Source organism: Arthrobacter sp. CMU6, from assembly GCF_059090205.1.
Window position 1 is genome coordinate 22,947 of sequence record NZ_JBNHFL010000044.1, and the last position, 6,733, is coordinate 29,679.

At 61.0% G+C, this 6,733-nt stretch carries 6 protein-coding genes and 1 pseudogene; 4 read left to right on the plus strand and 3 right to left on the minus strand.

Features of this window, described 5'->3' with window-relative positions; genetic code table 11:
* Nucleotides 1-57 precede the first annotated feature (57 nt).
* From AC5RWD_RS21740 to trxB, 4 genes are all read left to right on the plus strand, one after another.
* Nucleotides 58-1,146 (plus strand): alkene reductase, encoded by a 1,089-nt coding sequence (locus tag AC5RWD_RS21740; protein ID WP_494022001.1) that lies wholly within the window; start codon nucleotides 58-60, stop codon nucleotides 1,144-1,146.
* A gap of 90 nt (nucleotides 1,147-1,236) precedes the next feature.
* Nucleotides 1,237-1,806: an OsmC family protein gene (locus tag AC5RWD_RS21745; RefSeq protein ID WP_494022002.1), complete on the plus strand. Its 570-nt coding sequence runs from the start codon at nucleotides 1,237-1,239 to the stop codon at nucleotides 1,804-1,806.
* A gap of 48 nt (nucleotides 1,807-1,854) precedes the next feature.
* The gene (gene trxA / locus AC5RWD_RS21750; protein WP_494022003.1) at nucleotides 1,855-2,223 is read left to right on the plus strand and encodes a thioredoxin; all 369 of its coding nucleotides are present in this window, start codon (nucleotides 1,855-1,857) and stop codon (nucleotides 2,221-2,223) included.
* A 306-nt stretch (nucleotides 2,224-2,529) separates the two neighbouring features.
* Nucleotides 2,530-3,513 carry a thioredoxin-disulfide reductase gene (trxB, locus tag AC5RWD_RS21755; RefSeq protein ID WP_494022007.1) on the plus strand — a complete coding sequence of 328 codons (984 nt, stop codon included), beginning with the start codon at nucleotides 2,530-2,532 and terminating at the stop codon, nucleotides 3,511-3,513.
* A 367-nt stretch (nucleotides 3,514-3,880) separates the two neighbouring features.
* Here trxB and AC5RWD_RS21760 read toward each other — a convergent pair whose 3' ends face one another.
* The 3 genes and pseudogenes from AC5RWD_RS21760 to AC5RWD_RS21770 all read right to left on the minus strand — a co-directional run.
* Entirely contained in the window at nucleotides 3,881-4,483 is a 603-nt protein-coding gene (locus tag AC5RWD_RS21760; RefSeq protein WP_494022004.1) for an adenylate kinase, read from the minus strand.
* A 357-nt stretch (nucleotides 4,484-4,840) separates the two neighbouring features.
* Nucleotides 4,841-6,493: a malate synthase A gene (aceB, locus tag AC5RWD_RS21765; RefSeq protein WP_494022005.1), complete on the minus strand. Its 1,653-nt coding sequence runs from the start codon at nucleotides 6,491-6,493 to the stop codon at nucleotides 4,841-4,843.
* 94 nt (nucleotides 6,494-6,587) lie between these two features.
* Nucleotides 6,588-6,733, minus strand: a pseudogene (locus AC5RWD_RS21770) (isocitrate lyase); the annotation flags it as partial.

Sequence of the window (6,733 nt, forward strand, 5' to 3'; positions counted from 1 at the left end):
AGGTCGGCCATCTAGTGACTACCACACTCCACCGCGCGCTTTTGAAAGGCAAAATACATGCTGTTTTCCCCTATGACCCTCGGCGAGCTTGAGCTGCCCAACCGGTTGGTGATGGCCCCGTTGACCCGCACACGCTCCGGAGACGAAGGTATCCCCGGCCCGCTGATGGCTGAACACTACCGCCAGCGGGCTTCCCTGGGCCTGATCGTGAGCGAGGCCACCTACCCGGGCCTCGCGGGACGCTCCTGGCCTGGCCAGCCCGGACTCCACACCACAGACCAAATTTCCGGCTGGAAAAAAGTCACCGACGCAGTTCATGCCGAAGGTGGCCGGATCTTCGCCCAGATCATGCACGCTGGCAGGGTCTCCCATGAGGACATCACGGGCGGCCACCGCATCGTAGCGCCCAGTGCCCTCGCTATGGCAGGTGAAGCCCGGACGCCGGAGGGCAAGAAGCCGTACCCGGTCCCGCACGCCCTCACCATCGAGGAGCTGCCCGCAGTGATCCAGGAGACCGTCACTGCCTCACTCAACGCCATCGAAGCCGGGTTCGACGGCGTTGAACTGCACGCCGGCAACGGGTTCCTCCTGCACGAATTCCTGTCTCCCAGCACCAATGTCCGCACCGACAGCTACGGCGGCACCCCGGAAAACCATGCCCGTTTCGTGGTCGAGACCGTAGAAGCGGTAGCAGCAGCGGTAGGGGCCCAGCGCGTCGGTATCCGTATTTCCCCCGAAAACGAACAGCACGACATGGACGAAGCCAACAACGCCACTGCGCGCGCCACCTACCAGGTGCTCGTGGACAGCATCGCTCCGCTCAAGCTCGCGTACCTGAGCCTGCTCCACCACGACCCGTCAGGTGACTTTGTCCAGGATCTCCGTGAGCGGTTCGGCGGGCCTTTCCTGGTCAACAGCGGCTTCGGCGTCGTCACCACCCGTGACGAGGCAGTCTCCCTTGTCGCTGACGGGCATGCAGATGCCGTTGTCGTTGGCCGGCCCGCCATCGCCAACCCCGACCTTGCCCTCCGCTGGAAGGACGGTCTTCCACTCAATGAACCGGATCCATCCACGTTCTACGGCGAAGGCGCCACAGGCGCCAAGGGCTACACCGACTACCCCTTCTACCAGGAATCTTTCTCTTAAGAAGGCGTTCCTCGAGAGGCTGACCGGCAACGCGCCTCAGCTGTGGAAGGCCTGATGGACAACATCAACATACAAATGAAAGGAAACACTATGACCGAAATGAACACCCTGCGCACAGAGGCTTTTGCTGACCTCGCGGCCATCGAAGCGACAGTGGCAGCCGTCACAGAGCAGCGTGAGCTTGGCAAGGTCAGCTTCAGTATGCTCAGCGAGTCTGCCGGGGGGCTCACCGCCGAGACCATCACCGGACCCCTGACCCAGGCAGGCATCGCCGACGAATCGCGCCGCGGTAAGTTCACGCTGCACAGCGATGAGCCGGTCTCCCTGCTTGGTACCGACACTGCTGTCAGTCCAGCTGAATACATTCTCAAAGCCCTGGCCGGCTGCTACATGGTCACGCTGGCTTCCCTGGCTGCAGCCCGGAACATCCCGCTCGAGCACGTCGCACTGACCCTGGGCTTCGACATCGATCTCAGCGGCTTCCTCGGAATTGACGACAGCGTCCGCAAGGGTGCCCAGCAGATCACTGTGGACGTCCAAATCGACAGCCCCGGCACGTCCCGCGAGGACCTGGAAGACCTGATCGGCGCACTTGAAGCGAGCTCACCGATCCGCGACACTCTGGCCAACCCCGTCCCCGTCATTACCCGCCTCGGCTAACACCGGCCGCGCCCGACCAGGGCCTACATTTTCAATGGAAGGAACATCATGGCGACGACCAACATCACTGGAGAACAATTCACCGCGACGATCGAGGGCAACGACATTGTTCTCGTGGATTTTTGGGCAGCTTGGTGCGGACCCTGCCGCCAATTCGGCCCGATCTTCGAGAAGGTCTCGGAAAAGTATGACGACGTCGCTTTCGTGAAGGTAGATACAGAGGCCGAACGGGAACTCTCTGGAGCCGTGGGAATCACTTCAATTCCCACCATCATGGGCTTCCGCGAGAACGTCCTGGTGTTCTCCCATTCAGGCGTTCTCAGCGAACCCCAACTGGGCAACATCGTCGAGGCCATCGCCGCGCTCGACATGGCCGAAGTCCACGCCAAACTCGCGGCTTCACCGGCCCAGCTCTGACCGCATTTCAGACTTGGTTAGAGCCTGAGTGGCTGGGTCGCCCTGCGCCTCAGCCACTCACTGCGACGGCAATCAGACAACTCTCGATCGGTCTTCACCAGAGAGGTGTGATGGCGGGGCACCGGGGTCCACGGGCCCCGTTCAAGGGCTGCCGACGAAGGCAAAGCAAGGAAAAGTGCATGGCGGAGGCCTCAACACGTCCTCGCTAATTGGCCAGCTGGGGACATCGAGTGGGAAAGTCCCGGACCCGCAGCGTTAGACGAATGACAGCCCCTCTGGCGCTGTATGCAGATAAGGAGAACAAATTTGAGGCAGATCGTAATCATCGGCTCGGGCCCGGCGGGCTATACCGCGGCCGTCTACGCAGCACGCGCCAATATGCGCCCGCTTCTCATCGCATCGTCCGTGGAGGCCGGCGGTGATCTGATGAACACCACTGAGGTGGAGAACTTCCCCGGATTTCCCGAAGGGATCATGGGTCCGGATCTGATGGCAAAGATGCAGGCCCAAGCGGAAAGGTTCGGCACCGACGTCCTCTATGAGGACGTCACAAGCGTTGATTTGGCCGGTCCGGTGAAGAGCGTCACCCTCGGGTCAGGTGCGGTCCACGAAGCACTGAGTATTGTCTTTGCCACGGGTTCCGCCTATCGGAAACTCGGATTGGCTGATGAGGACCGTCTGTCGGGTCGAGGAGTTTCGTGGTGCGCCACGTGCGATGGCTTCTTTTTCCGCGATCGAACGATTGCTGTCGTCGGCGGCGGGGACTCAGCCCTTGAGGAGGCGATGTTCCTCACCCGCTTCGCTGAGAAGGTCTACCTGGTTCACAGGCGTGGCAGCCTGCGGGCATCCAAGATCATGCAGGACCGCGCTTTCGCTAACGACAAGATCGAATTTGTCTGGAACTCCGAAGTCGTGTCGATTAACGGCGAGGATCAAGTGGAAAGCGTCACAGTCCGTGATACCGGTACCGGCGGGCAACAAAATCTGGCGGTACGGGGCCTGTTTATTGCGGTCGGGAACGACCCCCGAGTGCATTTGATCCACGGGCAACTTGATCTGACGCCCGAGGGTACGATCGCCGTTGAAGACCGCAGCTCCCGGACAGCCCTTCCTGGGGTCTTCGCAGCCGGTGACGTCACCGACCCGACCTACCGCCAGGCAGTCACCGCGGCCGCATCGGGGGCCGTAGCCGCCCTTGACGCAGAGCACTACCTTGCCACGCTTTCGCCGGACCTGTTGGGCAGCGCCGCGGGGGACTCCTCCCGCAGCCTCGCAACAACAACTGCCTAACGGGTCCTGGGCCGCCGCCCCTGTAGACCCGATTGCCTTGGAGTATCGCGTCGTGCGGCCTTTGCATTCGTGCGGCCTTTGAATCGTGGATCTTCACAGGCTTGCTGAAGACTGCGTCCGTCAAAGGCCAAGGTCTAGCCAACACGGGTTGAGCAGGTGCCCTCGAATGCGTCTGGCACCCGAAGAATGCTGGCCACCTCCTGTCCTGAGGCGCTGCGGTTTGGGATTCAAGCTGAATTACAAGGCGAAGGACCCGCGTTGCTCGTCAGCCCGTCCAGCAACCTGACTGGCCCAGCGCGGTTTCAAAACAGCTACTGGCGTGTGCCAGGAACTGCCCCCAAGAAGAGAATGGTCCCCGAAGCTACGATCAACTCTTGGTTTTTATCTGTCCTGAAGCGGAAAGGAATTCCTCCATTGCACTCAACACCCGTTCGGTGACTTCTCGAGGCCCTCCAATTCCGTTGATCTGGAGTAGTATATTGCGATCAGCGTATGTCGAAATTATAGGCCGAGTTTGTTCCTCGTAAAGTCTGATCCGACGCCGGATAACCGACTCATTGTCGTCGCTGCGGTTCGACTGTTTTCCTCTCTCCACTAGACGCTGGACAAGTTCTTCGGCGTTGACCTGAAGTTCGATTGCCATGTTAAGACTGCAACCAGACTTGGCAAGGAACGCGTCAAATGTGTCTACTTGCTCCATGGTGCGTGGGTATCCATCAAGTAAGAAACCCTGCTGAGAGTCTGTTCTGCGCAGGCGCTCCATCACCATTTCGTTGGTGATTTCATCCGGGACGAAGTCCCCTTTATCCACATGCTTCTTTGCTTTGCGACCTAAAGCGGTTTTGGCGCCTATGTTGGAGCGGAATATTTCTCCGGTTGATATTGGCACTATTCCTAGGTGCTGTGATAGCTGTTCGGCCTGCGTGCCTTTCCCAGAACCGGGAGGACCAATTATAAGCATTCTTGGCATGGCGGTCTTTCTATTGGTTTACACCTTATGCGCGAAAATATTGAAGATCACCTTTTAATACGGCAATCATTGAGTTTTCCGAACCGCCGACCCTATGGGAACAGTGGAACTTGCCTCGGACCTACCGGTGAATGAATTGAGTCGCTGTGACAAACGCCGGGCACTAGATCGCGGCGAACTGTTGGGGGTTCAGAGTAGGGCCTGGCTTTGCTGTCCTGTGTACCGCTCTCTTTGAGCGGTACACAGAACAGGGCCGGTGATGGTGCATGCAAAGCACACATAACCGTGTCGCGGCTGGCCCTGCCCCCGAATTTCGGGGTTCCTGTTGCGTTGGATGCGAGGCTGGCCGACGTTCTATTACGCCAAGTCGACCAGGTCCGGGGCCGGCACTTCATGCGCATCAGTGAGGTAGCGGGCGTAAGCGGGGAGGGTCAGGAAGGACGGGAAGTCGTGGCCCAGGGTGACTTCTTCGAAGATGTCGCGGGCGTCTTCGAACCGGTCGCCGTCAAGACGCTTCAGGGCGCCAAACTCCTTGTCGACCAGCTCGTTAACCCATTCATGGCTGACAATCCGGCCGTGGTCGGTGATGGCCTGCGCCGAGATCCATTGCCAGAGCTGGGAGCGGGCGATTTCGGCGGTGGCGGCGTCTTCCATGAGGTTGTGGATGGCGACGGCGCCGTTGCCGCGGAGCCAGGATTCGATGTAGCGGATGCCGACTTCGATGTTGTTGCGGATGCCTTGTTCGGTGATGGTTCCAAGCAGGGAGGCGATGTTGATCAAGGCCCGGTCGTCGGGGGTGACGTCCTCGCGGGTGCGGTCCAGCTGGTTGGGCTTTTCGCCCAGGATCGAGTCGAACACTTCGCGGCAGACGGGCACGAGGTCGGGGTGGGCCACCCAGGATCCGTCGAAGCCGTCGTTGGCCTCACGGGTCTTATCCGCACGCACCTTCTCGAAGGCGTTGGTGTTCGCGTCGGGGTCTTTGCGGTTTGGCACAGCGGCTGCCATGCCGCCGATGGCCATGGCGCCGCGCTTGTGGCAGGCCCGGACCAGCTGTTCGGTGTAGGCGCGCATGAACGGGGCCGTCATGGTGACCTGGCCGCGGTCCGGCAGGACGAAGCGCGGGCCGCGGGTGCGGAAGTTCTTGATGAGGGAGAAGATGTAGTCCCAGCGGCCGGCGTTCAAGCCGGAGGCGTGGTCGCGCAGTTCGTAGAGGATTTCCTCCATTTCGAAGGCTGCGGTGATGGTTTCGATCAGCACGGTGGCGCGGATGGTGCCTTGCGGGATGCCGAGCAGGTCCTGGGCCTGGATGAAGATGTCGTTCCAGAGCCGGGCTTCGAGGTGGTTTTCGATCTTGGGCAGGTAGAAGTACGGCCCTTTGCCCTGGGCCAGGAGCCGGCGGGCGTTGTGGAAGAAGAACAGGCCGAAGTCGACGATGCCGCCGGCGATCGGTGTGCCGTCGATGGTCATGTGCTTTTCGGGCAGGTGCCAGCCGCGGGGACGGACCACGATGGTCGGCAGGTCCCCGGCGGCCTTGAGCTTGTATTCCTTACCCTCGGGGGTGGTGAAATCGATCCGGCGCTCCAGTGCGTCCGTGAGATTCAGCTGGCCCTGGATGACGTTCCGCCAGGTGGGGGTGGAGGAGTCCTCCATGTCCGCCAGCCACACCTTGGCGCCGGAGTTCAGGGCGTTAATGGTCATCTTGCGGTCCACCGGACCGGTGATTTCCACCCGGCGGTCCTCCAGCCCGGGGGCCGGCGGAGCGACCCGCCACGACGGGTCATTGCGGATGTGCTCGGTTTCGCGCAGGAACCGGGGATCGGCGCCTGCGGCGATTTCGGCATGCCGGGTCCGGCGGGCCCGCAGCAGCTCGTGCCGCCGGTCGGCAGTGGCCCGGTGCAGTTTCGCGACGAAGTCCAGCGCATCCGGAGTCAGCACCTCGTTCTGCCGGCACACAGGCTGGGCGGTCAACGTAATGCCGTTGATGGTGAAGCTTTCGGTGAAGGTGTTCATGTCAATTGCTCCTTGCGCAATGCCCAACTGGGTAGCAGTAGGTGTCGTTCTGAGCCTCCAAAACGACACTTAGTGCTATTTACCCGGGAAAGATTTAGTGGAACTGGCCCTCTTCGGTGGATCCCACCAGGGCGAGGGTGGATGCGTTCGGGTTGAGCGCGGTGGAGATGTCGTCGAAGTAGCCGGTGCCGACTTCGCGCTGGTGCTTGGTTGCGGTGTAGCCGCGGGACTCGGAGGCGA